The organism is Synechococcus sp. H55.2 (assembly GCF_047462495.1).
Lineage (GTDB): Bacteria > Cyanobacteriota > Cyanobacteriia > Thermostichales > Thermostichaceae > Thermostichus.
Genome location: NZ_JANSJH010000241.1, coordinates 1 through 557, shown reverse-complemented (window position 1 = coordinate 557; position 557 = coordinate 1). Strand labels below are relative to the sequence as shown.

The 557-nt window shown below is 58.5% G+C and carries 1 protein-coding gene; it reads right to left on the bottom strand.

What is annotated here, in order from left to right; genetic code table 11:
- Positions 1 to 45: 45 nt before the first annotated feature.
- Complete coding sequence (locus tag NW844_RS13130) at positions 46 to 246, bottom strand: hypothetical protein (RefSeq protein ID WP_414336280.1); 201 nt, start codon at positions 244 to 246, stop codon at positions 46 to 48.
- Positions 247 to 557: the final 311 nt, after the last annotated feature.

The window sequence follows — 557 nt, the reverse complement described above, 5'->3', positions numbered from 1 at the left end:
AGTCGATTGCCTCAGGATCGACGCCCAACTCCCGCAATTTTGCGGCTAGGCGCTGTTGTTCCCGACGGGCTTGGGCAAGGGCTGCTGCTGCCGCTCCTGCTCTACTTGTTCAATTCCCCATAGGAGCAAATTCCCGTCGGCAGTCCACCGCTGCAACCAGTTGGCTTGGGTCTCGGCTGTTTGTCCGCGCCACATCTCCAGGAACAAGCCAATCTCCGGGATCTCACCCTGGGCACGTACAGCCACTTGGGGGCTTTCACCACCACCTTGCTGCCCAGGCCAAAGTTGGAGGCGATCAAAGGTTGGGGGGAATGAGCTGAGCCAGTTCCAAAGCCTCGCGCCTGGCAGTTTTTCCCATGCGATTGGGGGTAGAGACGACATGGCCCACAGTCCATAAGGTGCAGGGATGCCCTTTGGATAACTCAAAGCCCTCTCTGGGATCAACCCCAGGCGATTCCCCAAGACTGGCGCAGGCTTTCGGTGGTCCCGACTATCAATCCCTACGGCTAGGGTATGCTGGTGGGCAGTGAGCAAGTTTCCCACCTCTTCTTTTGAGG